This is a genomic window from Pseudomonas sp. KB-10, from assembly GCF_018221585.1.
GTDB classification, from domain to species: Bacteria; Pseudomonadota; Gammaproteobacteria; order Pseudomonadales; family Pseudomonadaceae; genus Aquipseudomonas; species Aquipseudomonas yangonensis.
The window spans coordinates 88,684-112,942 of record NZ_QYYB01000005.1 but is presented as its reverse complement, the minus strand read 5'-3'; the positions used below and the strand labels follow the sequence as shown (position 1 = coordinate 112,942).

At 64.8% G+C, this 24,259-nt stretch carries 25 protein-coding genes; 11 read left to right on the top strand and 14 right to left on the bottom strand.

Annotated features, from left to right (window positions below; genetic code table 11):
* Positions 1-98: 98 nt before the first annotated feature.
* Complete coding sequence (locus DXK50_RS15235; protein WP_212630895.1) at positions 99-872, top strand: hypothetical protein; 774 nt, start codon at positions 99-101, stop codon at positions 870-872.
* 129 nt (positions 873-1,001) lie between these two features.
* Here DXK50_RS15235 and bipL read toward each other — a convergent pair whose 3' ends face one another.
* The gene (gene bipL, locus DXK50_RS15230) at positions 1,002-1,943 is read right to left on the bottom strand and encodes a phospholipase BipL (protein WP_212630894.1); all 942 of its coding nucleotides are present in this window, start codon (positions 1,941-1,943) and stop codon (positions 1,002-1,004) included.
* A 122-nt stretch (positions 1,944-2,065) separates the two neighbouring features.
* Between bipL and DXK50_RS15225 the strand changes: the two genes are divergently transcribed.
* Entirely contained in the window at positions 2,066-2,644 is a 579-nt protein-coding gene (locus DXK50_RS15225; protein ID WP_212630893.1) for a DUF6436 domain-containing protein, read from the top strand.
* A gap of 6 nt (positions 2,645-2,650) precedes the next feature.
* Here the strand turns inward: DXK50_RS15225 and DXK50_RS15220 are convergent, their stop codons facing one another.
* Positions 2,651-3,658 carry an AraC family transcriptional regulator gene (locus DXK50_RS15220; protein ID WP_212630892.1) on the bottom strand — a complete coding sequence of 336 codons (1,008 nt, stop codon included), beginning with the start codon at positions 3,656-3,658 and terminating at the stop codon, positions 2,651-2,653.
* Positions 3,659-3,777: 119 nt separating this feature from the next.
* Here DXK50_RS15220 and DXK50_RS15215 point away from each other — a divergent pair, with 119 nt between their 5' ends.
* On the top strand, positions 3,778-6,156 hold the full coding sequence (locus tag DXK50_RS15215; protein ID WP_212630891.1) for a penicillin acylase family protein: 2,379 nt from the start codon (positions 3,778-3,780) through the stop codon (positions 6,154-6,156).
* A gap of 444 nt (positions 6,157-6,600) precedes the next feature.
* On the opposite strand, the gene DXK50_RS15210 is transcribed toward DXK50_RS15215, so the two are convergent.
* Positions 6,601-7,044: a hypothetical protein gene (locus DXK50_RS15210; protein WP_161866157.1), complete on the bottom strand. Its 444-nt coding sequence runs from the start codon at positions 7,042-7,044 to the stop codon at positions 6,601-6,603.
* Between DXK50_RS15210 and trmL the strand changes: the two genes are divergently transcribed.
* On the top strand, positions 7,043-7,510 hold the full coding sequence (gene trmL / locus DXK50_RS15205; protein WP_212630890.1) for a tRNA (uridine(34)/cytosine(34)/5-carboxymethylaminomethyluridine(34)-2'-O)-methyltransferase TrmL: 468 nt from the start codon (positions 7,043-7,045) through the stop codon (positions 7,508-7,510). The two genes, DXK50_RS15210 and trmL, sit on opposite strands and share 2 nt — an antisense overlap.
* A gap of 128 nt (positions 7,511-7,638) precedes the next feature.
* Here the strand turns inward: trmL and secB are convergent, their stop codons facing one another.
* Genes secB through DXK50_RS15190 form a run of 3 tightly spaced genes read right to left on the bottom strand, consistent with a single transcriptional unit; the run spans position 7,639 to position 8,828 of the window.
* Complete coding sequence (gene secB, locus DXK50_RS15200) at positions 7,639-8,124, bottom strand: protein-export chaperone SecB (RefSeq protein ID WP_024309921.1); 486 nt, start codon at positions 8,122-8,124, stop codon at positions 7,639-7,641.
* A gap of 28 nt (positions 8,125-8,152) precedes the next feature.
* Positions 8,153-8,413 carry a glutaredoxin 3 gene (gene grxC / locus DXK50_RS15195; protein WP_212630889.1) on the bottom strand — a complete coding sequence of 87 codons (261 nt, stop codon included), beginning with the start codon at positions 8,411-8,413 and terminating at the stop codon, positions 8,153-8,155.
* A gap of 1 nt (position 8,414) precedes the next feature.
* On the bottom strand, positions 8,415-8,828 hold the full coding sequence (locus DXK50_RS15190; RefSeq protein WP_161866160.1) for a rhodanese-like domain-containing protein: 414 nt from the start codon (positions 8,826-8,828) through the stop codon (positions 8,415-8,417).
* A gap of 147 nt (positions 8,829-8,975) precedes the next feature.
* Here DXK50_RS15190 and gpmI point away from each other — a divergent pair, with 147 nt between their 5' ends.
* The 3 genes from gpmI to DXK50_RS15175 all read left to right on the top strand — a co-directional run bounded on the left by gpmI (position 8,976) and on the right by DXK50_RS15175 (position 13,230).
* Positions 8,976-10,508 carry a 2,3-bisphosphoglycerate-independent phosphoglycerate mutase gene (gene gpmI, locus DXK50_RS15185; protein WP_212630888.1) on the top strand — a complete coding sequence of 511 codons (1,533 nt, stop codon included), beginning with the start codon at positions 8,976-8,978 and terminating at the stop codon, positions 10,506-10,508.
* A 107-nt stretch (positions 10,509-10,615) separates the two neighbouring features.
* Positions 10,616-11,866 carry a murein hydrolase activator EnvC family protein gene (locus DXK50_RS15180; RefSeq protein ID WP_212630887.1) on the top strand — a complete coding sequence of 417 codons (1,251 nt, stop codon included), beginning with the start codon at positions 10,616-10,618 and terminating at the stop codon, positions 11,864-11,866.
* Between the two features lie 47 nt (positions 11,867-11,913).
* The gene (locus DXK50_RS15175; RefSeq protein ID WP_212630886.1) at positions 11,914-13,230 is read left to right on the top strand and encodes a S41 family peptidase; all 1,317 of its coding nucleotides are present in this window, start codon (positions 11,914-11,916) and stop codon (positions 13,228-13,230) included.
* 142 nt (positions 13,231-13,372) lie between these two features.
* Here the strand turns inward: DXK50_RS15175 and DXK50_RS15170 are convergent, their stop codons facing one another.
* From DXK50_RS15170 to hisB, 8 genes are all read right to left on the bottom strand, one after another.
* The gene (locus DXK50_RS15170) at positions 13,373-14,128 is read right to left on the bottom strand and encodes a substrate-binding periplasmic protein (RefSeq protein ID WP_161866164.1); all 756 of its coding nucleotides are present in this window, start codon (positions 14,126-14,128) and stop codon (positions 13,373-13,375) included.
* Between the two features lie 134 nt (positions 14,129-14,262).
* Positions 14,263-15,018 carry a substrate-binding periplasmic protein gene (locus DXK50_RS15165; RefSeq protein ID WP_212630885.1) on the bottom strand — a complete coding sequence of 252 codons (756 nt, stop codon included), beginning with the start codon at positions 15,016-15,018 and terminating at the stop codon, positions 14,263-14,265.
* A gap of 84 nt (positions 15,019-15,102) precedes the next feature.
* Positions 15,103-15,837, bottom strand: a complete 735-nt coding sequence (locus DXK50_RS15160) for a substrate-binding periplasmic protein (protein WP_212630884.1) — start codon at positions 15,835-15,837, stop codon at positions 15,103-15,105.
* 210 nt (positions 15,838-16,047) lie between these two features.
* Complete coding sequence (gene hisF, locus DXK50_RS15155) at positions 16,048-16,818, bottom strand: imidazole glycerol phosphate synthase subunit HisF (RefSeq protein ID WP_037055302.1); 771 nt, start codon at positions 16,816-16,818, stop codon at positions 16,048-16,050.
* Between the two features lie 150 nt (positions 16,819-16,968).
* Entirely contained in the window at positions 16,969-17,706 is a 738-nt protein-coding gene (gene hisA, locus DXK50_RS15150) for a 1-(5-phosphoribosyl)-5-[(5-phosphoribosylamino)methylideneamino]imidazole-4-carboxamide isomerase (RefSeq protein WP_024309930.1), read from the bottom strand.
* A 37-nt stretch (positions 17,707-17,743) separates the two neighbouring features.
* The gene (locus tag DXK50_RS15145; protein ID WP_024309931.1) at positions 17,744-17,998 is read right to left on the bottom strand and encodes a DUF2164 domain-containing protein; all 255 of its coding nucleotides are present in this window, start codon (positions 17,996-17,998) and stop codon (positions 17,744-17,746) included.
* Positions 17,998-18,636, bottom strand: coding sequence for an imidazole glycerol phosphate synthase subunit HisH (gene hisH, locus DXK50_RS15140; RefSeq protein ID WP_212630883.1), 639 nt, complete (start codon positions 18,634-18,636; stop codon positions 17,998-18,000). Before hisH ends, DXK50_RS15145 begins: the two co-directional genes overlap by 1 nt.
* The gene (gene hisB, locus DXK50_RS15135) at positions 18,637-19,230 is read right to left on the bottom strand and encodes an imidazoleglycerol-phosphate dehydratase HisB (RefSeq protein ID WP_004374009.1); all 594 of its coding nucleotides are present in this window, start codon (positions 19,228-19,230) and stop codon (positions 18,637-18,639) included. It lies immediately after the preceding gene.
* Positions 19,231-19,402: 172 nt separating this feature from the next.
* Here hisB and DXK50_RS15130 point away from each other — a divergent pair, with 172 nt between their 5' ends.
* The 4 genes from DXK50_RS15130 (at position 19,403) to DXK50_RS15115 (ending at position 24,133) form a co-directional block, all read left to right on the top strand.
* Positions 19,403-20,494 (top strand): NAD(P)/FAD-dependent oxidoreductase, encoded by a 1,092-nt coding sequence (locus DXK50_RS15130; protein WP_212630882.1) that lies wholly within the window; start codon positions 19,403-19,405, stop codon positions 20,492-20,494.
* Between the two features lie 80 nt (positions 20,495-20,574).
* Complete coding sequence (locus DXK50_RS15125; protein ID WP_212630881.1) at positions 20,575-22,800, top strand: AsmA family protein; 2,226 nt, start codon at positions 20,575-20,577, stop codon at positions 22,798-22,800.
* On the top strand, positions 22,797-23,864 hold the full coding sequence (mutY, locus tag DXK50_RS15120) for an A/G-specific adenine glycosylase (RefSeq protein ID WP_212630880.1): 1,068 nt from the start codon (positions 22,797-22,799) through the stop codon (positions 23,862-23,864). The genes DXK50_RS15125 and mutY overlap by 4 nt, the downstream gene beginning before the upstream one ends.
* Positions 23,861-24,133 (top strand): oxidative damage protection protein, encoded by a 273-nt coding sequence (locus tag DXK50_RS15115; protein WP_212630879.1) that lies wholly within the window; start codon positions 23,861-23,863, stop codon positions 24,131-24,133. Before mutY ends, DXK50_RS15115 begins: the two co-directional genes overlap by 4 nt.
* Positions 24,134-24,259 lie beyond the last annotated feature (126 nt).

Genomic DNA, 24,259 nt, shown 5'->3' with positions numbered 1-24,259 from the left:
GGCCGCTAGACATAGCTCGACAAGCCCCCGTCAGGCACCGAAAATAACCGGCCGCAACAGCCTGCGGCCGGCTGGGAAAGTTTGCCAAGGAGTTCTCGATGCGCGTTCTGTTTGCCCTGTTGCTGATTGGCCTGACCTTGCCGGCCCTGGCCGACGATCATCTGCGCCTGTACCAGGCTGCAGGCTGGCCGCAACAGCGCGAACACTTCAACCAGGCACTCGACGCCGCCCAGCAGCGCTATCGCAGCACCCTGCCTCCGGCGGTATTCCAGGCACTGGTGGATAACAGCAACCGCCGCTTCGCCGCTGCCGCCATCGACCAGCGCGCGCAGAACAGCCTGCGTATGGAACTGGCCGACCCGCAGCCGGCGCTGGCCTTCTTCGAATCCGCGCTGGGTCGCAAGATCGTCGCCGCCGAAACCCTGGCTACCCGTAGCGACCAATTGGCCAAGTACGCCAATGGCCTGCCGCGCACCGACGCCGACGCCGACGCCACCCGTCGCCTGCTGATTCGTCACCTGGCCCAGGCCATTCCCGCCAAGGAGGCTGGCGCCGAAGTCAGCCTGGCACTGGCCGGTGTGGCGGCCGACAGCCTCAGCCAGATGATTCCCGGTTTGCTCGGCGGCGGCCAGGCCCAGGGCCTGCTCAACGGCCAGCGTGAGCGCCTGATGGCGCAGATCGAGCAGGATCTCGACAATACCCTGCTGCACGTCTACCGCGAGTTGAGCGACCCGGAACTGGAGCAGTTCGTCGAATTCGCCCAATCGGATGCGGGCAAAGCCTATTACCAGGCCGCCCTGCAGTCGCTGCGCGCCGGCCTGGCGGTGGGCATGAGCACCAATGAGCTGGAACCGGCCCCCCAGGGCATCTGAAGCCAGCCTGAGTCGGCGCGCTCATGCAGGCGCGAATTCATTCGCGATTCTTGCGGTTTCAGCGCTAACGCCAATCGCGGATAAATCCGCTCCTACCTTTTCTGGCCCGCAGCCGTTGCCGCAGGGAAGCTAAGCCAGACGCTCGCGCAGAAAATCGAAGTAATTGCGACGCAACGCCTCGCTCTCATTGGCCAGGTGATGGCGCGCTTCGGGCAGGCGTAAGATCTCCGGTTGGCGGAACTTGTCCTGCAGCACCTCGAGGTTGTAGCGCCAGTCCACCGTCATGTCGGCCTCGCCCTGAACGATCAGCGGGCTGTGCTCGCTGCGCCCGGCCGCCTCGATTCTCGGCACCCACTGAGCCAGCGCACCGACCCAGGCCGTTGGCAGGCTGCGCGGCTGCAATGGGTCGAGGTTGTGCACGAAATCGATGAAGGTGGCGTCGCTGGAGTTTTCGCTGAAGCGCCGCGGGATCTCGCGAACGAAAGGGCTGAGCAGGCGATAGCTGAGTTTCGACCAGGCCCAGGCGCGCGGGCGCACCAGTGGCGCGAGGAGGATGCTCTGCCCAAGTTCCGGCCTTTTGCCATCGGCGAGCAGATAATCCAGCAGGATCGCACCGCCCGTGCTCTGGCCACACAGATGCCAGGGTTGTGGCAGCCCGAGTTCGCTGGCCTGCTCGAACAGGCCGCTGAGAACCTGCTGATATTCGGCGAAGTCACTGATACTGGCGCGCGCCCCGCTGGACAGTCCATGCCCAGGCAGATCACAGGCGAGTACGGCGAAGTTCATGCTCAGCGCCCAGTCGACCACATGCCGATACAGGCCCATATGGTCGTAATAGCCATGCAGCAACAACAGAGTGCCTTGCGGCTCGGCTGGGGCCCATAGCTGCACGGCGATCTGGTAGCCGGCGGCATTGAAGCTGCCCAGACGGTTGTCCAAACCGGCAAAGCGCGCGGCCAGATCGAAGCCATAGAAGCTGCGATAGGCCTGCAGCACTGGCAGATCCAGGCGTGCTGCGGCCAAGGGTCGCAGCAAGGGGCGTAGTTGATCGGGCTGAAACGGCTCTGACATAAGGCTTTCCATCAATGCGGGTGATCGATGGGCGATCCCCGCGACAACTCCTCGAATGCTGCGATATTCAGCTGCCAGGCTCATCGTGGCAAGCTACACGCCCTTTTTCGCCTGGCCCGATCATGCCCCGCCCGTCCCGCAAGAACCTGCTCATTGCCCTGCTCGCCCTGGCCTCGCTGATCGGCCTGGCGCTCGCCTATCGCTGGTTCGAAATGCGCTACCTGCGCACCTTCGACGAGCGCGCAGCGGTGTTCTCCGGCGCCGAGCTGCAGTTGCCTGCCGAGCTGAGCGGACCTGGCGCGATCCGCCTGGTGCACTTCTGGGACCCGGCCTGCCCATGCAACGTCGGCAACCAGCAGCACCTCGCCGAGCTGATCGAGCACTATGCACCGCAAGGGGTGCAGTTCCATGTCGTACGCAAGCCCGGCAGCCGGGGCCGCCTGCCTGCCGAACTGGCCGCACTGCAGCCACTGAACGAACTGCCCGGCAGCGCGGACCTGCCGGCCAGCCCCGCCGTAGCAATCTGGGACAGGCAGGGCCAACTGGCCTACTTCGGCCCCTACAGCGAGGGCCTGGTGTGCAACTCGAGCAACAGCTTCATCGAACCCATACTCGAAGCGCTGGCTGCCGGGCGCAAGGTGGACGCCAGCAATACCCTGGCCGTGGGCTGCTTCTGCGAATGGAACAAGCCTGGCAGCTGACTAGTCTCAGCCACGCCCGCGGGGCGTACTGCCCTGCCAGCGGCGAAAGGCGCGGTAGAACGGCGACAGTTCGGCGAAACCGCAGGCCCGCGCCACCTCGCGCACGCCCAGGCCCCGATCGAGCAGGCGTAGTGCACGCAAGCGGCGCACTTCATCGTGCAACGCACGAAAGCTGCTGCCCTGCTCGCTCAGTGCCCGCTGCAAGGCGCTGCGATTGCTACCCAAAGCAAGCGCACAGGTCTCCAGGCTACAGGTCGCATTGCCCAGGTTGACCTCCAGCCAGTAGCGCACCCGCACCAGCAACTGGTTCTCCACCAGCTCCGCCAACTGCCTTTCGGCCTCCTCGCTGAGCACCTCGAACAGCCGCGGGTTGGCGCTGCGCGAGGGCCGTGAGAGTAGTGCACGCGGCAGGATCAGCACATCGTGCGGCTGCGCGAACCGCGGCTCGACGCCAAGCAGTCGGCGATGCTCCACAAGCCTGCGCGGCGCCCGGTGGCGAAACTCGACGCCCATCAGCGGCAGCTCGCCGCCAGCGGCCGCAGCCAGCATCTTGCTCAGCAGCACGGCCAGGCATTCCATCTGCTGACGCAACGAGCCGACTTCGCGGTAGTTCAGATCGATCACCAGGCGCGCTTCATCACCCTGCTCCTCCAACCGTGCGGCAAAACCACCGGAGAGGATGTGCTGGAAGCGCACGAAGGCCAGCAACCCCTGCCGCAGGTCCCGCGCTGCCAGCAACAGGTAGCCGACCACATCCATCGGCCGTGGCTGCATCATCTCGCCCAGATGCAGGCCGATGTCGGCATCGCCGCTGATACCTTGCAGCGCCTGCCAGAAACGCGGTGCGTTGTCGTGCTCCTCACGCGCCTCCAGCAACGGCGCCGCCAGCGGCACCCCGGCGTAGGCGCGACGGTAGGTATCGGTCGGATCGAACCCCAGCGCCGCCAGGGCCTCATAAAGCAGGCGACGCAGGGTCGAGGAGTGGGTCAGGGCTACGAACGCGTTTTCGGGCATGGTGGCTCCAGCCTCATATTGACCATAGACTTCCAGTATTGAGGCATATGGTCAATGCCGACACTCAGGCGCCTGAGCACAATGCTGCACGCTCGCCCCACAACAATAAGGATCGCTGGATGAAACGTTCCCTGACCGCCCTTGCGCTGGTGATTGCCGCCGCAGCAGGCGGCCTGACCTGGTACCTGCACGACAAACAACCGCAACGCGACGGCGAGCAGGTGCTCGGCGCGCTGCAGGCGCCGGTCGCTGTCGACTACGACGAACGCGGCGTGCCGCATATCCGCGCCGAAAATGAAGCGGACCTCTACCGCGCCCTCGGTTTCGTTCACGCCCAGGACCGACTGTTCCAGATGGAGCTGCTGCGGCGCCTGGCGCGCGGTGAGCTGGCCGAAGTGCTCGGCGAGAAACTGGTGCCCACCGACCGCCTGTTCCGCACCCTGGAAATCGGCCGCCATGCCGATGCCTACGCCGCCCGCCTGGACGCCGGCAGCCCGTCCACCCAGGCCCTGCAGCACTACCTCGAAGGCATCAACCAGTACCAGGCCAGTCGCCCGCGCCCTCTGGAGTTCGACCTGCTGGGCATCGAGCCACGCCCCTTCACCATTGCCGACACCCTCAGCGTCGCCGGCTACATGGCCTACAGCTTCGCCGCGGCGCTGCGCACCGAACCGGTGATGACCCACATCCGCGACGAGCTGGGCGCGGACTATCTCGAGCTCTTCGACCTCGACTGGCATCCGCAGGGCGTAGTCGGTACCACCCTGGCCGCCAGCGACTGGCAGGACCTATCCGCCCTCGCCCAGCTCAGCAATGACGCCCTGGCAGGCACCGGCCTGCCGCAGTTCGAGGGCAGCAACGCCTGGGCCGTCTCCGGCAGCCGCACCGCCAGCGGCAAGCCGTTGCTGGCCGGCGATCCGCACATTCGCTTCTCGCTGCCGGCCGTCTGGTACGAAGCGCACCTGCAGGCACCTGGCTACGAGCTGTACGGCTACCACCATGCGCTGATCCCCAGCGCCATGCTCGGCCATAACCGCGACTTCGCCTGGAGCCTCACCATGTTCCAGAACGACGACCTCGACCTGATCACCGAGCGGGTCAATCCGGACAATGCCAATCAGATCTGGTACCAGGGCAACTGGGTCGACCTCCAGCAACGCACGGAAAGCATCCAGGTCAAGGGCGGCGAGCCGGTGCAGATCACCCTGCGTCGTTCCCCGCATGGCCCGATCATCAACGACGCTCTGGGCCAGCCCAGCGGCAGCACGCCGATCGCCATGTGGTGGGCCTTCCTCGAAACCGACAACCCGACGCTCGAGGCCTTCTACCAGCTCAACCGTGCCGACACCCTGGACAAGGCCCGCGCCGCCGCCGAGAAGATCGAAGCCCCCGGCCTCAACGTGGTCTGGGCCAACGCCGGCGGCGATATCGGCTGGTGGGCGGCAGCCAAGCTGCCGCTGCGACCCGCGGGCGTCAACCCGACCTTCATTCTCGACGGCGCTAGCGGTGAAGCGGACAAGCTCGGCTATCACCCCTTCAGCGCCAACCCGCAGGAAGAGAATCCGCAGCGCGGCTACATCCTCTCGGCCAATTACCAGCCCGTGCCGGCCAGCGGTATCGAAATTCCCGGTTACTACAACCTGCCTGATCGTGGTCAGCGTCTGAACCAGCACCTGAGCGATGCCTCGGTGAAATGGGATACGCAGAACAGTCAGGCACTGCAGCTCGACCCCGGTACCGGCTACGGCCCGCGCCTGCTGGCACCGATCCTCGACGAACTGCGCAGCGCAGCGGCGAACGATCAGGAGCGTGCGCTGGTGGAACAACTGGCCGAGTGGAATGGCGACCACGCACTCGATTCCGTGGCCGCCACCCTGTTCAACCAACTGACCTACCAGCTCGCCCACGAAGCCATGGCCGACGAGCTGGGCGAAGCGTTCTTCGACAGCCTGCTGCAAACCCGCGCGCTCGACACCGCGCTACCGCGCCTGACCGCCAATGCCGACTCGCCCTGGTGGAATCGTCAGGGCAGCGAGCAGCGTGAAAACCGCGCACAGATCGTCGCCGAGGCCTGGCGTGCCAGCCTGGAGCACCTGCGCAGCCTGTTCGGCGATGATGTCGGGGCCTGGACCTGGGACCGTGGCCATACCCTCACCCACAGCCATCCGCTTGGCCAACAGCAGCCACTGGCCTGGCTGCTCAACGTCGGCCCGCTGGCCGCGCCTGGTGGTCATGAAACGCCGAACAACCTGTCGCACAAGATCGGGCCGGCGCCCTGGCCCGTGGTCTACGGTCCCTCGACCCGGCGTCTGGTCGACCTCGGCGACGCAGACAAGGCCCTGGGCGGCATTCCGGTAGGCCAGAGCGGCGTACCGTTCGACGCTCATTACGGCGATCAGGCCGCCGCCCACGTGGCCGGCGAATATCAGCCGCAGCACCTCGGCGAGGCGGATGTGAAAGCGCACAGCCAGGGCACGCTGCGCCTGCTGCCACGCTGAGCGCCAAAAACGAGAGTGCACACAGCGTGGTGCGCCAGCGGTGCATCGCGCTGCACGCTGGTGCACCGTGGCGCTGCAAATGCCGCCGCAGCCCTCGCCCGAGGGCCTGGAAGCCAGCGAAATCGGGCCTTGCCGCTTCGGTAATAAAATTGGCACACCCCCTGCATAAGCTAAGGCAATCCCAGTTTCGGGGACCTTGGTACAGGCAGGCCGGGGAATCCCCTCTTTATTCGCCGTGACGTATGCGTCACATGCAGTGCGCCGCAGCCCGCTCGACGAGCACGGCGCCACCCGTTTCGGGGGCCTTGGTACAGGCAGGCCGGGGAATCCCCCTCTTTATTCGCCGTGACGTGTGCGTCACATGCAGTGCGCCGCAACCCGCTCGACGAGCGGCGCCATCCGTTTCGGGGACCTTGGTACAGGCAGGCCGGGGAATCCCCTTCTTTATCTGGGACGTAGCGCCAGGCGCGCCCGCCAGCGTCCGTCCTCTTGCGAGCCGCGCCACTCCCCCTGCAACGGGCGGGGTGACACCAACACCAGCAGCAGATCCCGCCCGTCGCGCTCCAGGCGCCAGTTCACCAGGCCCAGCGGCAGCTTGAGCTGGCCATCGCGCACCCGCCCGTAGGCATCCTCATAGCGATACACCAATGCACCGTCGACATGCTCGACCTGCGCCTCAGGCTCACGATTGAACCAGAGCTGCAGCCCCAGCTCCCAGGCCTCGGCATCCTCGATGCGCAAACGGGGCGGGTCGAATACACGACCGATCATCATGCCGACGAGAAAGGCGATCAGCATCACCGACGCCATAAAACGCCAGCGCAAACGCGGCCGCGGATCTTCTGGCGGCGTAGAATGGCGATCGTCCCAGTGCTCGGAGTGCTGCATGTTCCACGTCATCCTCTTTCAACCGGAAATTCCGCCCAATACCGGCAACATTATCAGGCTGTGCGCCAATAGCGGCTGCCAACTGCACCTGATCGAACCACTGGGTTTCGAGCTGGACGACAAACGCCTGCGTCGCGCCGGGCTGGATTATCACGAATACGCCACGCTCAAGCGCCATCCTGACCTGCAGAGCTGCCTCGACACCCTCGGCCAGCCGCGCCTGTTCGCCTTTACCACCAAGGGTTCGCAACCCTTCCACGAAATCGCCTACCAGCCCGGCGACGCCTTCCTGTTCGGCCCGGAAAGCCGCGGCCTGCCCGAGGACGTGCGTAACGCCCTGCCGCCAGAGCAGCGCGTACGCCTGCCGATGCGCGCCGGCTGTCGCAGCCTGAACCTGTCCAACACGGTTGCAGTCACCGTTTACGAAGCCTGGCGGCAGAACGGTTTCGCCGGCGCGGGCGGCTAACCCCGCAGGAGCGGCCGGGCGGCACTCCGCTTCAGCCGCGAAGCCGGTTCGCTAAAGAACTCAGCCCCAAAAAGCAAAACGCCGCGATCCTCGCAAGGAGTCGCGGCGTCTTTGCAGCGAAACGACGCTTATTGCGCGTTGGTCTCGCCAGCCTGCTGCATGCGCTGCAGCTCCTGCGCGTACAGCGCATCGAAGTTCACCGGCGACAGCATCAGGGCCGGGAAGGAACCGCGGGTCACCAGGCTGTCCAGCGCCTCACGGGCGTAGGGGAACAGGATGTTCGGGCAGAAGGCGCCGAGGGTGTGGCTCATCGAGGCAGCGTCGAGGCCCTTGATCAGGAAGATGCCGGCCTGCTGCACTTCGGCGATGAAGGCGACTTCTTCGCCGTTCTTCACGGTCACCGACAGGGTCAGCACCACTTCATGGAAGTCACCTTCCAGCGCTTTCTGGCGGGTGTTGAGGTCCAGACCGACGCTCGGCGTCCACTCCTGACGGAAGATTTCCGGGCTCTTCGGCGCTTCGAAGGACAGGTCCTTGACGTAGATGCGCTGCAGGGAGAATTGCGGGTTCTGCGATTCGGCAGCGGCTGCGCCGCTGTTGGCTTGCTCGGTCATGGCGTTAGCATTCCTTAACGTTGAGGTTTCAAGCGGGGTTCTGCAGCAGGGCGTCGAGCTTGCCGGCGCGCTCCAGGGCATAAAGGTCGTCACAGCCACCGACATGGGTGCTGCCGATCCAGATTTGCGGTACCGAGGTGCGCCCGGCCTTGCGGGTCATCTCCGCGCGAATGGCAGGCTCGCCGTCGACACGGATTTCCTCGTAATCCACCCCTTTGCTGGCCAGCAACTGCTTGGCGCGGATGCAGTAGGGGCACCAGTCGCTGGAATAGATGACCACGTCGGCCATGTCACTTCACCAGCGGCAGGTTGTCGCCACGCCAGGTGGCGATGCCACCGGACAGCTTGGCGGCGGTGAAGCCGGCCTTCTTCAGCTCGCGGGCGATGCTGCCGGCATGCTGACCCATGGCGTCGACGACGACGATGGTCTTGGCCTTGTGCTTCTCCAGCTCGCCGATACGCGCCGCCACCTTGTCATAAGGGATGTGCAGCGAGCCGACGATATGGCCGGCGGAGAAGTCCTTCTGCGCACGCACGTCGAGCACCACGCCCTTGTCGCCGTTGACCAGCGCGGTGAGCTCGCGGCTCGACAGGCTCTGCCCGCCCTTGCGCATCTCGGTAACGATCAGCAGTACCAGCAGCACGACGAACATGCCGCTCAGTACGTAGTGATTAATGATGAATTCAATCAGGTTGGCGAACATCTATATGGCCCAGGACGGTAAAATGCCGGCCAGTATACACAGCCCCACAGGTCGGCCAAACCCCGTCTGGCAGTGACGCGCCAGGCGCTTGGCCCTAAAATGCCGGGCTGTTTCCTTGCCCCCTCAGACGCAGAGCGAGCCAGCTTAATGAGTGCCACGCCAAAACCCTTGGTTCTGATCATCCTCGACGGCTTCGGTCACAGCGACAAACCCGAGTACAACGCCATCCATGCTGCCAGTACGCCGGTCTACGACCGCCTGCGTGCCACCTACCCGCACGGTCTGATCTCCGGCAGCGGCATGGACGTGGGCCTGCCGGACGGGCAGATGGGTAACTCCGAAGTCGGTCACATGAACCTCGGCGCGGGGCGCGTGGTGTATCAGGACCTCACCCGCGTGACCAAGGCGATCCGCGACGGCGAATTCTTCGAGAACCCCACGATCAATCAGGCCGTGGACAAGGCCGTGGCCGCCGGCAAGGCCGTGCACATCCTCGGCCTGCTCTCCGATGGCGGCGTACACAGCCATCAGGATCACATCGTCGCCATGGCCGAACTGGCCGCCAAGCGCGGCGCCGAGAAGATCTACCTGCACGCCTTCCTCGATGGCCGCGACACGCCACCGAAAAGCGCACAACCGTCCATCGAGCTGCTCGATGCAGCCTTCGCCCGCCTCGGCAAGGGCCGCATCGCCAGCCTCACCGGCCGTTATTTCGCCATGGACCGCGACAACCGCTGGGACCGCGTCGAGCAGGCCTACCACCTGATCGTCGACGGCGCCGGCCAGTTCAACGCCGCCAGCGCTGTGGCAGGTCTGCAGGCCGCCTACGAGCGTGGCGAGAGCGACGAGTTCGTCAAGGCCACCACCATCGGCACGCCGGTGCAGGTGGAGGATGGCGACGCCGTGGTGTTCATGAACTTCCGCGCCGACCGTGCCCGCGAACTGACCCGCGCGTTCGTCGAGCCCGGCTTCAAGGAATTCGAGCGCAAGCGCGCGCCGCAGGTCGGCTTCGTCATGCTCACCCAGTACGCGGCGAGCATCCCGGCGCCCGCTGCCTTCGCTCCGGAAGCGCTGACCAACGTGCTCGGCGAATACCTGGCGAAAAACGGCAAGACCCAGCTGCGCATCGCCGAGACCGAGAAATACGCCCACGTCACCTTCTTCTTCTCCGGCGGGCGCGAAGAGCCGTTCGAGGGCGAAGAGCGCATCCTGATTCCGTCGCCTAACGTCGCCACTTATGACCTCAAGCCGGAAATGAGCGCGCCGGAAGTCACCGACAAGATCGTCGATGCCATCGAGAACCAGCGTTATGACGTGATCATCGTCAATTACGCCAACGGCGACATGGTCGGCCATACCGGCGTATTCGAGGCGGCGGTCAAGGCCGTGGAGACTCTCGATACCTGCGTCGGTCGCATCACCGAGGCGCTGGAGAAGGTCGGCGGCGAGGCGCTGATCACCGCCGACCACGGCAACGTCGAACAGATGGAAGACGAGTGCACCGGCCAGGCGCACACCGCGCACACCTGCGAGCCGGTGCCGTTCATCTACGTCGGCAAGCGCTCGGCGCGCATCCGCGAAGGCGGCGTGCTGGCCGACGTGGCGCCGACCCTGCTCAAGCTGATGGGTCTGGAACAACCGGCCGAGATGACCGGCAAGACCATCGTCGAGCTGCAGTAATCGGCATAAAACAAGAAACGCCCCGCGCCATCAGGCCTGGGGCGTTTTTTTTGCCCGGCAGCACGGGCATACTAGGCCTCAATTCGCCCTCCGGTGTCGCCTCGCCCATGCTTCGCATCCTTGCCCTGATTCTGCTCAGCAGCCTGATCGCTCCGGCCATCGCCGATCAGCGCGCCGATACCCAGCGCCAGCTCGAAGCCGCGCGCCAGGACGTCGCCGAGCTGAAGAAGCTGCTGGAGAAGCTGCAGCAGGAAAAATCCGGCGTGCAGCAGCAGCTGAAGAAGACCGAAACCGAGATGGGCGACCTGGAAAACCAGGTCAAGGAACTGCAACGCGAGCTCAAGGGCAGCGAGCAGGAAATCCAGCGCCTGGATCAGGAGAAAAAAAAACTCCAGAGCGCGCGCACTGAACAGCAACGCCTGATCGCCATCCAGGCCCGCGCCGCCTATCAGAGCGGCCGCCAGGAGTACGTCAAGCTGCTGCTCAACCAGCAGAATCCGGAAAAATTCTCGCGCACCCTCACCTATTACGATTACCTCAGTCAGGCGCGTCTCGAACAGCTCTCCGCATTCAACGAGACCCTGCGCCAACTGGCCAACGTCGAACAGGAAATCACCCGCCACCAGGCCCAGCTGCAGGCGCAGAAGACAGGCCTGGATGAACGCCACGCCAAGCTCGCCGAGGCGCGCAAGGAGCGCCAGCAGGCACTGGCCAAGCTCAATCGCGACTTCGCCAGCCGCGATCAGCGGCTCAAGGCACGCCAGCAGGAACAGGCCGAACTGGGCCGCGTACTCAAGACCATCGAGCAGACCCTGGCCCGCCAGGCGCGCGAAGCCGAGGAAGCGCGCAAGCGCGCACTGGCCGCTCAGAAGGCGGAGCAGGCGCGTCCGGGCAGCCAGCAAAGCAGCCAGCCCAGCGGTCCGCTGGTCAGCTCAGGCGCTGTCTACGGCGGGCCTTTCGCCAGCGCGCGCGGCAAGTTGCCATGGCCGGTCGATGGCCGATTGGTAGCACGCTACGGAACCCCTCGCGGCGGCGACGCTCGTACTAAATGGGATGGCGTACTGATCGGTGCGCCCGCCGGCAGCCAGGTGCGTGCCGTGCATGGCGGCCGAGTGGTTTTCGCCGACTGGTTGCGTGGCGCCGGTCTGTTGGTCATTCTCGACCATGGCAATGGTTATCTGAGCCTGTACGGCCACAACCAGAGCCTGCTGAAGAATGCCGGCGATGTGGTCAAGGCCGGCGAAGCCATCGCCACCGTTGGCAGCAGCGGTGGTCAGGACACATCGGCACTGTACTTCGCCATTCGCCAGAACGGTCGCCCGAGTGACCCGGCACAGTGGTGCCGCGCGCAGGGATGATCAGGCCCAGAGCCTGATAGCGCCTCATTCATTTAGGAGTTGTCTTCATGCCCCATCGCTTTCGCCCCACCTGCCTGGCTCTGGCCCTCGGGCTGCTGCTCGGCACTCCAGCCCTGCAAGCGGCAGAGCCTGCCCCTGCGCCAGCACCGGCGGCGAGCGGCAAGGCCCCGCTGCCCCTGGATGATCTGCGCACCTTCGCCGAGGTGATGGACCGCATCAAGGCTGCCTATGTCGAGCCGGTCAGCGACAAGACCCTGCTGGAAAATGCCATCAAGGGCATGCTCAGCAACCTCGATCCGCATTCGGCCTACCTCGAACCGGAAGCCTTCGCCGAGCTGCAGGAAAGCACCAGCGGCGAGTTCGGTGGCCTGGGCATCGAGGTCGGCATGGAGGATGGCTTCGTCAAGGTGGTATCGCCCATCGACGACACGCCGGCATCCAAGGCCGGTATCCAGCCCGGTGACCTGATCGTCAAGATCGATGGCCAGCCGACCAAGGGCCTGTCGATGATGGAAGCCGTGGAGAAGATGCGCGGCAAGGCCGGCAGCAAGATCGAGCTGACCCTGGTGCGTGACGGCGGCCGCCCCTTCGACCTGACCCTGACCCGCGCGGTGATCAAGGTACGCAGCGTCAAGAGCCAGATGCTCGAAGACGGCTACGGCTACCTGCGCATTTCGCAATTCCAGGTCAACACTGGCGAGGAAGTCGGCAAGGCGCTGACCAAGCTGCGCCAGGAAAACGGCAACAAGAAGCTGCGCGGCCTGGTCATGGACCTGCGCAACAACCCGGGCGGCGTGCTGCAGGCCGCGGTGGAAGTGGCCGACCACTTCCTCAAGAGCGGGCTGATCGTCTACACCGAAGGCCGCCTGCCCAACTCCGAGCTGCGCTTCAACGCCGACCCGGCCGATGCCAGCGAGGGCGTACCACTGGTGGTGCTGATCAACGGCGGCAGCGCCTCGGCTTCGGAAATCGTCGCCGGCGCCCTGCAGGACCACAAGCGCGCAGTGCTGATGGGCACCGACAGCTTCGGCAAGGGCTCGGTACAGACCGTATTGCCGCTGAACAACGACCGCGCCCTGAAGCTGACCACTGCGCTGTACTTCACGCCCAACGGCCGCTCGATCCAGGCCCAGGGTATCGTCCCCGACATCGAAGTGACGCGCGCCAAGGTTACTCGCGAGGAGGAGGCCGAAGGTATCAAGGAAGCCGATCTGCAGGGCCACCTGGGCAATGGCAACGGCGGTGCGGATCGCCCGAGCCGGATCGGCCAGCTCGCCCGCACCGAACGCCCGCAGGACGACGACTATCAGCTGAGCCAGGCGCTCAATCTGCTCAAGGGCCTGAGCGTCACGCGCGGCAACTGAGCCGGCCTGCAAAAGAAAACGCCGCAATTTCCTCGCGAAACTGCGGCGTTTTCATATGGGCCGTTGTCAGCGACAGGCTGTACCGGCGCTATCCCGGAAGATTCGCTGGATGCGCCGTGCGCGCCGCCACCCGACAACCCGGTTACAGATAATTCTCGGTAATGTCGTCGATGAAGCCGTCGGCACGCATCTCGTCCAGCGCTTTCTGCAGCCGCTCGATGACCTCGTCCGGGGTGTCCTTGTTCAGCGCCAGGTAAAGTTCGGCGTCATTGAAACGCAGCACGGTGTTGAGGCCGCTGACGTCTTCCTGCTTGGCCAGGTAACGCCCGACCGGATCGGTGGTGGCCCACAAGTCGATCTGCCCGCGCACCAGCTTCTTCACGTTCTCCTGGTCACGCAGGGCGTTGATCGGCTCCAGCCCCTGGCTTTCCAGATGCTGGCTGACCGCATCGTTCTTGTACGCACCGACGCGGTACTTGGCGGCGTCCTGCAGGCTCGACACCCTGATGTCGTTGCCCGGCGCAGCGAGCAGCACCCAGCCGGTCTTGGCCAGCGGGCCGACCCACTTGAACAGCGGTTTGCGCTCATCGGTATAGGTAGTGGAGAACAGGCCATAGTTGGGCTTGTCCAGGGTCAGGCGATAGAGACGATCCCAGGGGAAGCGCAGGGTCAGGGTGTAATCGATGCCGGCACGCTTGAACATCTCTCGCACGATGTCGGCGCTGATGCCATCGATACCGTCGTCACGGGCGAAGTTCTTGTCGTCCACCGCCATGTTGAAGGGCGGGAAATTCTCGGTCAGCAGCACCACCTTGTAGTCCGCCGGCAGCTCCGCATGGGCGAAACCGGAGGCGAGAAACAGGGCGACGAACAGGCTTTTCTTCAGAGTTTTCAGCATAAGACGTACCGCTCGCGTGATTTGTGGTTATGGCTAGCGGCATCCGTGCATGGGCCCGAGCCCGTTGACTGGCACTCAGTGGCTCTGCCATCCATGGCGAGCGACCGGCTCGTGGCCGGCCGCGTGTTCGTTGCTTACAGGTAGCTGTTCAAGGTGGCGTCGACGAATCCTTCGGCGCGCATCTCATCCAGGGCCGCCTGCAGCCTGGCGACGATCTCATCGGGCATTTCCTTGTTCAGCGCCAGGTACAACTCGGCGCTGTCGAAACGCAAAACGGTCTTGAGGCCGGAGATGCCCTCCTGCTTGGCCAGGTAGCGACCGGCCGGATCCCCCGTGGCCCAAAGATCGATCTGCCCCGTCTCGAGCTTGCGCGCGTTTTCCTGGTCGCGCAGCGAGGTGCTGTGCTCGACGCCCTTTTCGGTCAGGTATTCGGAAATTGCGTCGCCCTTGTAGGCGCCGATGCGATAGGCCTTGGCTTCGTCCAGGCTGGCCAGGCTGAGTGGGCTGTCACCCTTGGCCAGTAGCACCCAGTCGTCCGGGCCGATGGGGCCGACCCACTTGAACAATTGCTCGCGCTCCGGCAATCGCGCGGTCACGAACACGCCGTAGCCGGGCTTTTCCAGCGCGAGGTTGTAGATGCGGTCCCAGGGGAAGCGCAGGGTCAGGTTGTACTGAACCCCGGCGCGCTTGAACATTTCCTTGACGATATCCACGGCGATGCCGCTGATATTGTCCTCCTGAGCGAAGTTCTTGCCATTGACCGCCATGTTGTAGGGCGGAAAGTTCTCGGTAAGCAGGACCACATTGAAGTTCGGGTCCACTTCGGCGCGCGCAGCGCCGACAAGCACCATAAGGGTGCCGCCCAACGAGATCAGCAGGCGTTTGAACATGGCATTTCTCGTTCTAATAAAAGGCAGACTGCATCAGCATAACCGCCATGCCCTCCCCGGCCCAGCGATTACTGGCAGTGTGCCTCAATAGCGGGCTTCGATGGCCTTCAACGTGCCATCGGCTCGCAGCGAATCCAGTGCACTTTGCAACTTCTGCACCAGCTCATCCGGCGTTTGCCGGTTGAGCGCCAGATAGAGTTCAGCGGTGTGCAGCTGCTGCACTACCTTGAGGTTCTGCATACCCTCCTGACGCGCCATGAACCGTCCAGCCTGATTCGAGGTGACCCACAGATCGATCTGCTCGCGCGCCAGCTTGTGCACGTTTTCGTTGTCGCGCAGCGCTGTCTGCACCTCGAAGCCGCGGTCGAGCAGAAACTGGGTCTTGGCGTCATTCTTGTAGCCACCGATGCGGTAACGCCGCGCCTCGTCCAGCGAGGGCAGCTGGATGTCGCTGTCCCCCCGGGCGAACAGCACCCACTCGTTGCTGGCCAGCGGCCCGACCCATTTGAACTGATCCTCACGCTCGGCGGTGCGCGCGGTGGAAAACAGGCCGTAGCCGACGTCGTCCAGCGTCTGCTGGTACACCCGTTGCCAGGGGAAGCGCAGGATCATCTGGCAGTCCACCTCGGCGCGCTCACAGACCGCACGCAGAATATCGGCGTTGATACCGGTGACGTTGTCGTCCCGGGCGAAATTGTTGCCACTGACCGACATATTGAACGGCGGCAGATTCTCCGTAAGCAGCACCAGCGATTCTGCACGGGCGAGGCTGAGGCCACAGGTCAGGGCCAGGATGGTCAAGAATCGAAGTAGGAACATGAAGACTCCGTGTAGAAAATGCTCGGCAAAAACAGCCCTCCGCGAGCGCGGAGAAGCAGAGTGAAGGGATATGTGTTCATGCTAGCCGGATCGCTGGCACTTTGCCGTCGACTCGCCCGCAGCTTTGAGCGAAAACGGCGTCAAACGGGCGGTTCAGGCATATGTAAACGCCGCGCTGAGCAGCTGTTAAGCCCCGCGCGGCGCGACAGATCAGCGCACGACGATGCCGCGACTGGCCAGGTAGGCCTTGGCTTCCGGCACGGTGTACTCACCGAAGTGGAAGATGCTCGCAGCCAGCACGGCGTCCGCCTTGCCTTCGAGGATGCCGTCGGCCAGGTGCTGCAGGTTGCCGACGCCACCGGAGGCGATCACCGGCACGCGCACGGCCTCGCTGATGGCGCGGGTCACGCCCAGGTCATAGCCGCTCTTCACACCGTCCTGATCCATGCTGGTGAGCAGGATCTCGCCGGCGCCCAGGCCTTCCATCTTGCGCGCCCACTCCACGGCATCCAGGCCGGTGGGTTTGCGCCCGCCGTGGGTGAAGATTTCCCAGCGGCCCGGCTCGCCTGGCGCCGATACGCGCTTGGCGTCGATGGCGACGACGATGCACTGCGAACCGAAGCGTGCTGCGGCTTCGCCGACGAACTCGGGATTGAATACGGCGGCGGTATTGATCGACACCTTGTCGGCGCCGGCATTGAGCAGGTTGCGTATGTCCTGCACGGTGCGCACGCCACCACCGACGGTCAGCGGGATGAACACCTGGCTGGCCATGCGCTCGACCGTGTGCAGGGTGGTATCGCGGTTATCGACGCTGGCGGTGATATCGAGGAAGGTGATCTCGTCGGCGCCCTGCTCATCGTAGCGGCGGGCGATCTCCACCGGGTCGCCGGCATCGCGGATGTTCTCGAACTTGACGCCCTTGACCACGCGGCCGTTGTCCACGTCGAGGCAAGGAATGATGCGTTTGGCCAATGCCATGCTGAAACCCTCTCTAACCGGCTGCGCCGCACATCCGCGGCGTTGCGTGGTGCTCGCTCCTCGCCGTACTACAGTACTGTCTCGTCGCTGCGCGCCACGCGCCTTGCGTCTGAAGCGGCTCGCTCGCTTAGCGAGGGCTTCAGAGCGTGCTTAATTCTTGAAGTTGTCGCAGAAGGCCTGGGCCTCGGCCACATCCAGGGTGCCTTCGTAGATGGCGCGGCCGGTGATGGCACCGATGATGCCTGGCGAGCGTGCCAGCAGCAGCTTCTCGATGTCGCCGAGGTTGTGGATGCCGCCGGAGGCGATCACCGGAATCTTGCTGGCGGCAGCCAGCGCGGCGGTGGCTTCGACGTTGCAGCCCTGCATCATGCCGTCTTTGGCGATGTCGGTATAAACGATGGCAGACACGCCGTCGGCCTCGAAGCGCCTGGCCAGGTCGGTGGCCTGCACGCTGGAGACTTCCGCCCAGCCGTCGGTGGCGACGAAACCGTCCTTGGCATCCAGGCCGACGATGACCTTGCCGGGGAAGGCCTTGCACGCCTCGGTGACGAATTCCGGCTCTTTCACCGCCTTGGTGCCGATGATCACGTAGCTGACGCCGGCGCGCACGTAGTGCTCGATGGTCTCTAGGGTACGGATGCCGCCGCCGATCTGGATCGGCAGGTTCGGGTAGCGCTTGGCGATGGCGGTGACCACTTCACCGTTGACCGGCTGGCCTTCGAAGGCACCGTTGAGGTCGACCAGATGCAGACGACGGCAACCGCCCTCGACCCATTTGGCGGCCATGCTCACCGGGTCATCGGAAAATACCGTGGAGTCTTCCATGCGGCCCTGACGCAGACGCACGCAAGCGCCGTCCTTGAGATCGATAGCGGGGATAATCAGCATCGGTTGAACCTGCTCAAGTTTGAATTCGGTAAGGCGCTCAGCTCTTTTCGAGCGCCCAGAGGTCGCTCTCGATGCTTTCGAACCTGTCCTTCAGGTGCGCCTGCACGTCGAGAATCGCCTTGTTGTAATAGTGCGGCGCCAGCTCGCGGGTGATCTGGTCGAGAACTTCCTGCACTTCGAAGGTGCCGAGTTGTAGCTCGAAACGCTCATCGAGAAAGCGCTGCAGCATCAGCAGCGCGGCCTGCTCCTGGGCAGGCTCGAGCGCCAGACTGGGAGCCTTGTTGCGGGCCATTACCAGCGGCCATCCCAGGCGATGAAGTTCTGCAGCAGCTGCAGGCCGTGGGTGTGGCTCTTCTCCGGGTGGAACTGCACGGCGAAGCGCGAGCCCTCGGCCAATGCCGCGGCGAAGTCCTTGCCGTAGTGGCCGCGACCGACCACCTGCTGCGGCTTGCCGGCCTCGATGTAATAGCTGTGCACGAAGTAGAAGCGCGCATTGTCCGGGATGTCGTGCCACAGCGGGTGCTTGACCGCCTGGCTGACCTCATTCCAGCCCATGTGCGGCACCTTGAGGCGCTCGCCGTTTTCGCTCAGGTCCTTGCCGAAGAAGCGTACCTGACCGGGGAACAGGCCGATGCAGTCGACGCCGTCGTTCTCCTCGCTGCGCTCGAGCAGCGCCTGCATGCCGACGCAGATGCCGAGGAACGGACGGTCGGCGCTGACTTCACGCACCAGCTCGTCGAAGCCCAGCCGCCTGATCTCGGCCATGCAGTCGCGGATCGCGCCGACGCCGGGGAACACCACACGGTCGGCCTCGCGGATCACCTTGGCGTCGCTGGTTACCAGCACGCGGCCAGCGCCGACATGCTCCAGCGCCTTGGCCACCGAGTGCAGGTTGCCCATGCCATAGTCGATTACGGCTACCGTCTGCATTTACAAACAGCCTTTAGTGGAAGGCATCTGCCCGGCCATGCGCGGGTCCAGCTCCACCGCCATGCGCAGCGCGCGGCCGAAGGCCTTGAACACGGTCTCGATCTGGTGGTGGGTGTTGTGCCCGCGCAGGTTGTCGATGTGCAGCGACACCAGCGCGTGGTTGACGAAGCCCTGGAAGAATTCCTGGAACAGGTCGACGTCGAAGTTGCCGACCACGGCGCGGGTGAACGGCACGTGCATCTGCAGGCCGGGACGACCGGAGAAGTCGATCACCACGCGCGACAGTGCTTCGTCCAGCGGCACGTAGGAGTGGCCGTAGCGGGTCATGCCCTTCTTGTCGCCGACGGCCTTGGCGAAGGCCTGGCCGAGGGTGATGCCGACGTCCTCGACGGTGTGGTGGTCGTCGATATGCAGATCGCCCTTGCACTCGATATCGAGGTCGATCAGGCCATGACGGGCGATCTGGTCGAGCATGTGCTCGAGAAACGGCACGCCAATATCGAATTTGGCCTTGCCGGTGCCATCCAGGTTGATCGAGACCTTGACCTGGGTCTCCAGGGTGTTGCGCTCGACGAATGCCGTACGTTCGGCCATCACCAGCTCCACGAATTGCCAACGGAAAAAGGCCAGCATTATAGGCGCGCCGGGGCGGCAACGGCTACCGGCGATGGTCGGGATGAGCCACGCAGACCGACATGCCCTTTCCCGAGAGCGCAACGCGGCTCTTGCTATGCTCCCGCCAACCAGCAAACACACCGATAGAGCCATGCACGAAGTCGATACCCTGATCATTGGCGCCGGCGCCCTCGGCCTGGCCTGCGCAGCCCGCCTGGGCAAGCCCGACACCCTGATACTGGAGGCCGAAGGCCTGATCGGCAGCCACACCTCCAGCCGTAACTCCGAGGTCATTCACGCCGGCCTCTATTATCCGCCCGGCTCGCTCAAGGCCGAACTGTGCCTGGAGGGCCGCGAACGCCTGTACGCCTGGTGCAACCAGCACGGCGTGGCGCACCGGCGGATCGGCAAGCTGCTGGTGGCGGTGCAGGAGAGCGAAATCGGCAAGCTCGAGACTCTGGCCGCCAATGCCGAGGCCTGTGGCGTAACGGATCTGCAGCAGATCGACCAGCCACGCCTGAATGAGCTCGAACCAGCCCTGCGCGGTGTCCGCGCTCTGCTCTCGCCGAGCACAGGTATCATCGACAGCCATGCCTATCTGCAGTCGCTGCTGGCGGTGGCGGAGAGCCGCGATGCACAGCTGGTGCTGCACAGCCGCGTCGAACGCCTGCAGCGCGACGGTGACGCCTGGATCGCCAGCGGCCACAGCGCGGGCGAGGCCTTTACCCTGCGCGCACAACGGGTGATCAATGCCGGCGGCCCCTTCGCCCAGCGCCTGGCCCGCACCATCGAAGGCCTGCCGGTGCCGCAGCTGCACCTGTGCCAGGGTCGCTACTTCAGCTACAGCGGGCGTTCGCCATTCTCCCGGCTGATCTATCCGATGCCGGAGGCCAATACGGCCGGCCTGGGCATACACGCCACCCTCGATCTCGCCGGGCAACTGCGCTTCGGCCCGGACGTGCGCTGGCTGGAAACCCTCGATTACGCAGTCGACGAGAACCTGCGTGCGCCTTTCGCCGCCGCCATCGCCCGCTACTTCCCGGCACTCGATGCGGCCCGCCTGCAACCCGGCTATGCCGGCGTGCGCGCAAAGCTCAGCGGGGCCGGGGAACCGGCTGCCGACTTCCTGATCCAAACCCCTGCCGACCACCGCCTGCCGGGCCTGGTCAACCTGTTCGGCATCGAATCGCCAGGACTCACCGCCAGCCTGGCCATTGCCGAGCGGGTCGCAGAAGCCCTGTAAGGCTATAATCGGCGCCATTACCGACGGCTGCGCCTCCACTGGCCGCCCGCACATTTCGTTATCGAAACAAGGAATCGTCCATGAAAGCGCTCGGCAAGATCCTGGGCCTCTTCCTTCTCGGCTTGCTGCTGATCGTAGTGGCGCTGCTGTTCGCCCTGACTCACCTGTTCGACCCCAACGACTACAAGGACGAAATCCGCCAGATCGCCCGCGACAAGGCCAACCTCGAGCTGCAGCTCAAGGGCGATATCGGCTGGAGCCTGTTCCCCTGGCTGGGTCTGGAGCTGACCGACGCCACCCTGGCCAGCGCCGACACCGCGGACAAGCCCTTCGCCGACCTGCGCATGATCGGCCTGTCGGTGCGCGTGATGCCGTTGCTGCGCAAGGAGGTGCAGATGAGCGACATCCGCGTCGACGGCCTAAACCTCAACCTGCAGCGCGACGACAAGGGCCATGGCAACTGGGAAGGCGTGGGCCGCCCGGCCCAGGCCAGCAGCACGCAACCAGCGCCCAGCGAACCCGCACCGAGTGAAGATGCGCCGCCGAGCCAGCCGAGCGAAAAGCCGGCCGGCCAGCCGGTCAAGCTGGATATCGACAGCCTCACCCTGAGCAACTCGCGCATCGACTACAGCGACGCGCAGAAGGGCCAGCAATTCACCGTCGAGAATATCGAGCTGAAAACCGGCGCGATTCGCGAAGGCGCCAGCATTCCGGTCAAGTTCAGCGCCTTCTTCGGCACCAACCAGCCGGTGCTGCGTGCACGCAGCGAGGTCGAAGGTCAGCTGCGCTTCGACCGCGCGCTCAAGCGCTACCAGTTCGAAGACCTCAAGCTGACCGGCGAAGCCTCCGGTGAGCCGCTCAAGGGCAAGACCCTGAACTTCTCCGCCCAGGGCCAGTTGCTGGTCGACCAGGCGGCCAACATCGCCGAATGGAACGGCCTCAAGCTTTCCGCCAACCAGTTGCGCGCCCTCGGCGAGATCAAGGCGCGCGAGCTCGGCGAGGACGCCAAGATCTCCGGCGGGCTGTCCATCGCCTCGCTCAATCTGCGCGAGTTCCTCGATGGCATCGGCGTCGAGTTGCCACCCATGCAGGCCAGCGATGCCCTGAACCAGTTCGAACTGGTCAGCCGCCTGAACGGTTCGAGCAAGGGCATGATGCTCGAGGAGCTCAACCTCAAGCTCGACGGCAGCACCTTCACCGGCAAGCTGGGCGTGGCCGATGTCGCCAAGCAGGCGCTGCGCGCCGACCTCAAGGGCGACAAGCTCGACCTCGATCGCTACCTGCCACCGAAAGCCAAGGACAGTGCCGGTGCCGCACGCAAGGCCGAGGTCAAGGAGAGCATCGCCGGCGCCGGCAAGGACGGCACCACCCCGCTGCCCAATGCCCCGACCCAGCAGGCCTGGAGCAACGAGAAAGTGCTGCCGGTGGATCAATTGCGCAAACTCGACCTGCAGCTGGCGCTGAGCCTCGGCCAGCTCACCTACGACAAGCAGCCCTTCACTGATGTCAATCTCAAGGCCAATGGCCGTGGCGGCCTGATCACCCTGGAGGAAGCGCGCGGCAAGATGCAGGGCGGCAGCTTCGTCGGCAGCGGGCGCATCGACGTGCGCCAGGCCGAGCCGATGATCAGCGTGGAAAAACGCCTCAGCCGCATCCCGCTGGAGCCGCTGTTGAAGAAGGATGATCAGCCGTCTCCAATCAAAGGTCAGCTCGACCTCGATGCCAAGTTCAACACCCGCGGCAACAGCCAGAAGGAGTGGATCGAGGCGCTCAACGGCAACGCCAGCTTCGTCCTCAACGATGGCGTGCTGATCGACGCCAATCTCGAACAGCAACTTTGTCGCGGCATCGCCACGCTCAACCGCAAGTCGCTGAGCAACCCGCCAACCGGCAAGGACACCCCCTTCCGCGAGCTCAAGGGCAGCCTCAGCGTGCGCGACGGCGTCGCCCACAACCCGGACCTCAAGGCCCAGGTGCCGGGCCTGGCGGTCAGCGGCAATGGCGATCTCGACCTGCGCGTACTGGGCCTCGACTACAAGGTCGGCATCACCATCGAAGGCGACAAGCGTGAAATGCCGGACCCGGCCTGCCAGGTCAACGAACGCTACGTCGGCATCGAATGGCCGCTGCGCTGCCGCGGCCCGCTGGAGCTGGGCGCCAAGGCCTGCCGCCTGGATCAGGACGGCCTGGGCAAGATCGCCGCACGCCTGGCCGGCAACAAGCTGACCGAGAAGCTGGAAGAGAAGCTCGGTGACAAGGTCAGCCCGGATCTGAAAGACGCACTCAAGGGCCTGTTCAACCGATGAGTCCGGAGCAGTTCAACGGCGCCGTGCTGGCCTGGTACGACCAGCACGGGCGCAAGGATCTGCCCTGGCAGCAGAACATCACGCCTTATCGCGTCTGGGTTTCGGAGATCATGCTGCAGCAGACCCAGGTCAGCACCGTGCTCGGCTACTTCGACCGTTTCATGGCCGCGCTGCCGACCGTGAAGGACCTGGCCGAAGCGCCCGAAGACGAAGTGCTGCACCTGTGGACCGGCCTGGGCTACTACACCCGCGCGCGCAACCTGCAGAAGACCGCGCAGATCATCATGCGCGAGCACCGCGGCGAGTTCCCCCGCAGCGTCGAGGCGCTGGCCGAGCTGCCCGGCATCGGCCGCTCCACCGCCGGCGCCATCGCCAGCCTGAGCATGGGCGTGCGCGCGCCGATCCTCGACGGCAACGTCAAGCGCGTGCTGGCGCGCTACGTGGCGCAAGAGGGCTATCCGGGCGAGCCGAAGGTGGCCAAGCAGCTGTGGGACGTCGCCGAGCGCCTCACCCCGCACGAACGGGTCGGCCACTACACCCAGGCGATGATGGACCTCGGCGCCACCCTCTGCACCCGCAGCAAGCCGACCTGCCTGCTGTGCCCGGTGCGCAGCGGCTGCCAGGCGCATCTGCTCGGCCTGGAAATCCGCTACCCAATCCCCAAGCCGCGCAAGACGCTGCCGCAGAAGCGCACCCTGATGCCGCTGCTGGTCAACGCCGCCGGCGACATCCTGCTCTATCGCCGCCCGTCAACGGGTCTGTGGGGCGGCCTCTGGAGCCTGCCGGAACTGGATGACCTGTCTCAGCTCGACGAGCTCGGCCAGCAGCAGCGGCTCGAACTCGGCGAACGCCGCGAACTTGAGGGCCTGACCCACACCTTCAGCCACTTCCAGCTGGCCATCGAACCCTGGCTGGTGCGGGTGACCGAGCAGCCGAGCCGCGTGGCCGAGGGCGACTGGCTCTGGTATAACCTCGCCACCCCGCCGCGCCTGGGCCTCGCCGCCCCGGTGAAGAAACTGCTCAAACGCGCGGCGCAAGCCATTACCGCTGGAGAACCGACATGACCCGCACCGTACAGTGCCGCAAATACAAACAGGAACTGCCCGGCCTGGATCGCGCGCCCTACCCCGGCGCCAAAGGCGAAGACATCTTCAATAACGTTTCCAGGCAGGCCTGGGACGAGTGGCAGAAGCACCAGACCATGCTGATCAACGAGCGTCGTCTGAACATGATGAACGCCGAAGACCGCAAGTTCCTGCAGACCGAGATGGACAAGTTCCTCTCAGGCGAGGAATACGCCCAGGCCGAAGGCTACGTACCGCCGAGCGAATAAGAATGCTTGTGGGAGGGGCTTCATCCGCGACAACCGCTGCATATCCATGCGCGCAACCCCGGCTGCCCTCCCCGTTTTCTCCGCTCACGAACCTAAGCGCCCGAAATAATTAAATATTTTTCAAAC

Excerpts from the sequence above, each read along its gene's own strand:
- DXK50_RS15180 (WP_212630887.1), top strand. The coding sequence starts at position 10,616 with ATGCTTCGCATCCTTGCCCTGATTCTGCTCAGCAGCCTGATCGCTCCG.
- gpmI (WP_212630888.1), top strand. The coding sequence starts at position 8,976 with ATGAGTGCCACGCCAAAACCCTTGGTTCTGATCATCCTCGACGGCTTC.
- DXK50_RS15130 (WP_212630882.1), top strand. The coding sequence starts at position 19,403 with ATGCACGAAGTCGATACCCTGATCATTGGCGCCGGCGCCCTCGGCCTG.
- bipL (WP_212630894.1), bottom strand. The coding sequence starts at position 1,943 with ATGTCAGAGCCGTTTCAGCCCGATCAACTACGCCCCTTGCTGCGACCC.
- DXK50_RS15145 (WP_024309931.1), bottom strand. The coding sequence starts at position 17,998 with ATGGCCCGCAACAAGGCTCCCAGTCTGGCGCTCGAGCCTGCCCAGGAG.
- DXK50_RS15210 (WP_161866157.1), bottom strand. The coding sequence starts at position 7,044 with ATGCAGCACTCCGAGCACTGGGACGATCGCCATTCTACGCCGCCAGAA.
- hisA (WP_024309930.1), bottom strand. The coding sequence starts at position 17,706 with ATGCTGATTATCCCCGCTATCGATCTCAAGGACGGCGCTTGCGTGCGT.
- DXK50_RS15235 (WP_212630895.1), top strand. The coding sequence starts at position 99 with ATGCGCGTTCTGTTTGCCCTGTTGCTGATTGGCCTGACCTTGCCGGCC.
- DXK50_RS15225 (WP_212630893.1), top strand. The coding sequence starts at position 2,066 with ATGCCCCGCCCGTCCCGCAAGAACCTGCTCATTGCCCTGCTCGCCCTG.
- secB (WP_024309921.1), bottom strand. The coding sequence starts at position 8,124 with ATGACCGAGCAAGCCAACAGCGGCGCAGCCGCTGCCGAATCGCAGAAC.
- DXK50_RS15220 (WP_212630892.1), bottom strand. The coding sequence starts at position 3,658 with ATGCCCGAAAACGCGTTCGTAGCCCTGACCCACTCCTCGACCCTGCGT.
- grxC (WP_212630889.1), bottom strand. The coding sequence starts at position 8,413 with ATGGCCGACGTGGTCATCTATTCCAGCGACTGGTGCCCCTACTGCATC.
- DXK50_RS15170 (WP_161866164.1), bottom strand. The coding sequence starts at position 14,128 with ATGCTGAAAACTCTGAAGAAAAGCCTGTTCGTCGCCCTGTTTCTCGCC.
- hisB (WP_004374009.1), bottom strand. The coding sequence starts at position 19,230 with ATGGCCGAACGTACGGCATTCGTCGAGCGCAACACCCTGGAGACCCAG.
- mutY (WP_212630880.1), top strand. The coding sequence starts at position 22,797 with ATGAGTCCGGAGCAGTTCAACGGCGCCGTGCTGGCCTGGTACGACCAG.
- DXK50_RS15215 (WP_212630891.1), top strand. The coding sequence starts at position 3,778 with ATGAAACGTTCCCTGACCGCCCTTGCGCTGGTGATTGCCGCCGCAGCA.
- DXK50_RS15175 (WP_212630886.1), top strand. The coding sequence starts at position 11,914 with ATGCCCCATCGCTTTCGCCCCACCTGCCTGGCTCTGGCCCTCGGGCTG.
- DXK50_RS15160 (WP_212630884.1), bottom strand. The coding sequence starts at position 15,837 with ATGTTCCTACTTCGATTCTTGACCATCCTGGCCCTGACCTGTGGCCTC.
- DXK50_RS15190 (WP_161866160.1), bottom strand. The coding sequence starts at position 8,828 with ATGTTCGCCAACCTGATTGAATTCATCATTAATCACTACGTACTGAGC.
- DXK50_RS15115 (WP_212630879.1), top strand. The coding sequence starts at position 23,861 with ATGACCCGCACCGTACAGTGCCGCAAATACAAACAGGAACTGCCCGGC.
- hisH (WP_212630883.1), bottom strand. The coding sequence starts at position 18,636 with ATGCAGACGGTAGCCGTAATCGACTATGGCATGGGCAACCTGCACTCG.
- hisF (WP_037055302.1), bottom strand. The coding sequence starts at position 16,818 with ATGGCATTGGCCAAACGCATCATTCCTTGCCTCGACGTGGACAACGGC.
- DXK50_RS15165 (WP_212630885.1), bottom strand. The coding sequence starts at position 15,018 with ATGTTCAAACGCCTGCTGATCTCGTTGGGCGGCACCCTTATGGTGCTT.
- DXK50_RS15125 (WP_212630881.1), top strand. The coding sequence starts at position 20,575 with ATGAAAGCGCTCGGCAAGATCCTGGGCCTCTTCCTTCTCGGCTTGCTG.
- trmL (WP_212630890.1), top strand. The coding sequence starts at position 7,043 with ATGTTCCACGTCATCCTCTTTCAACCGGAAATTCCGCCCAATACCGGC.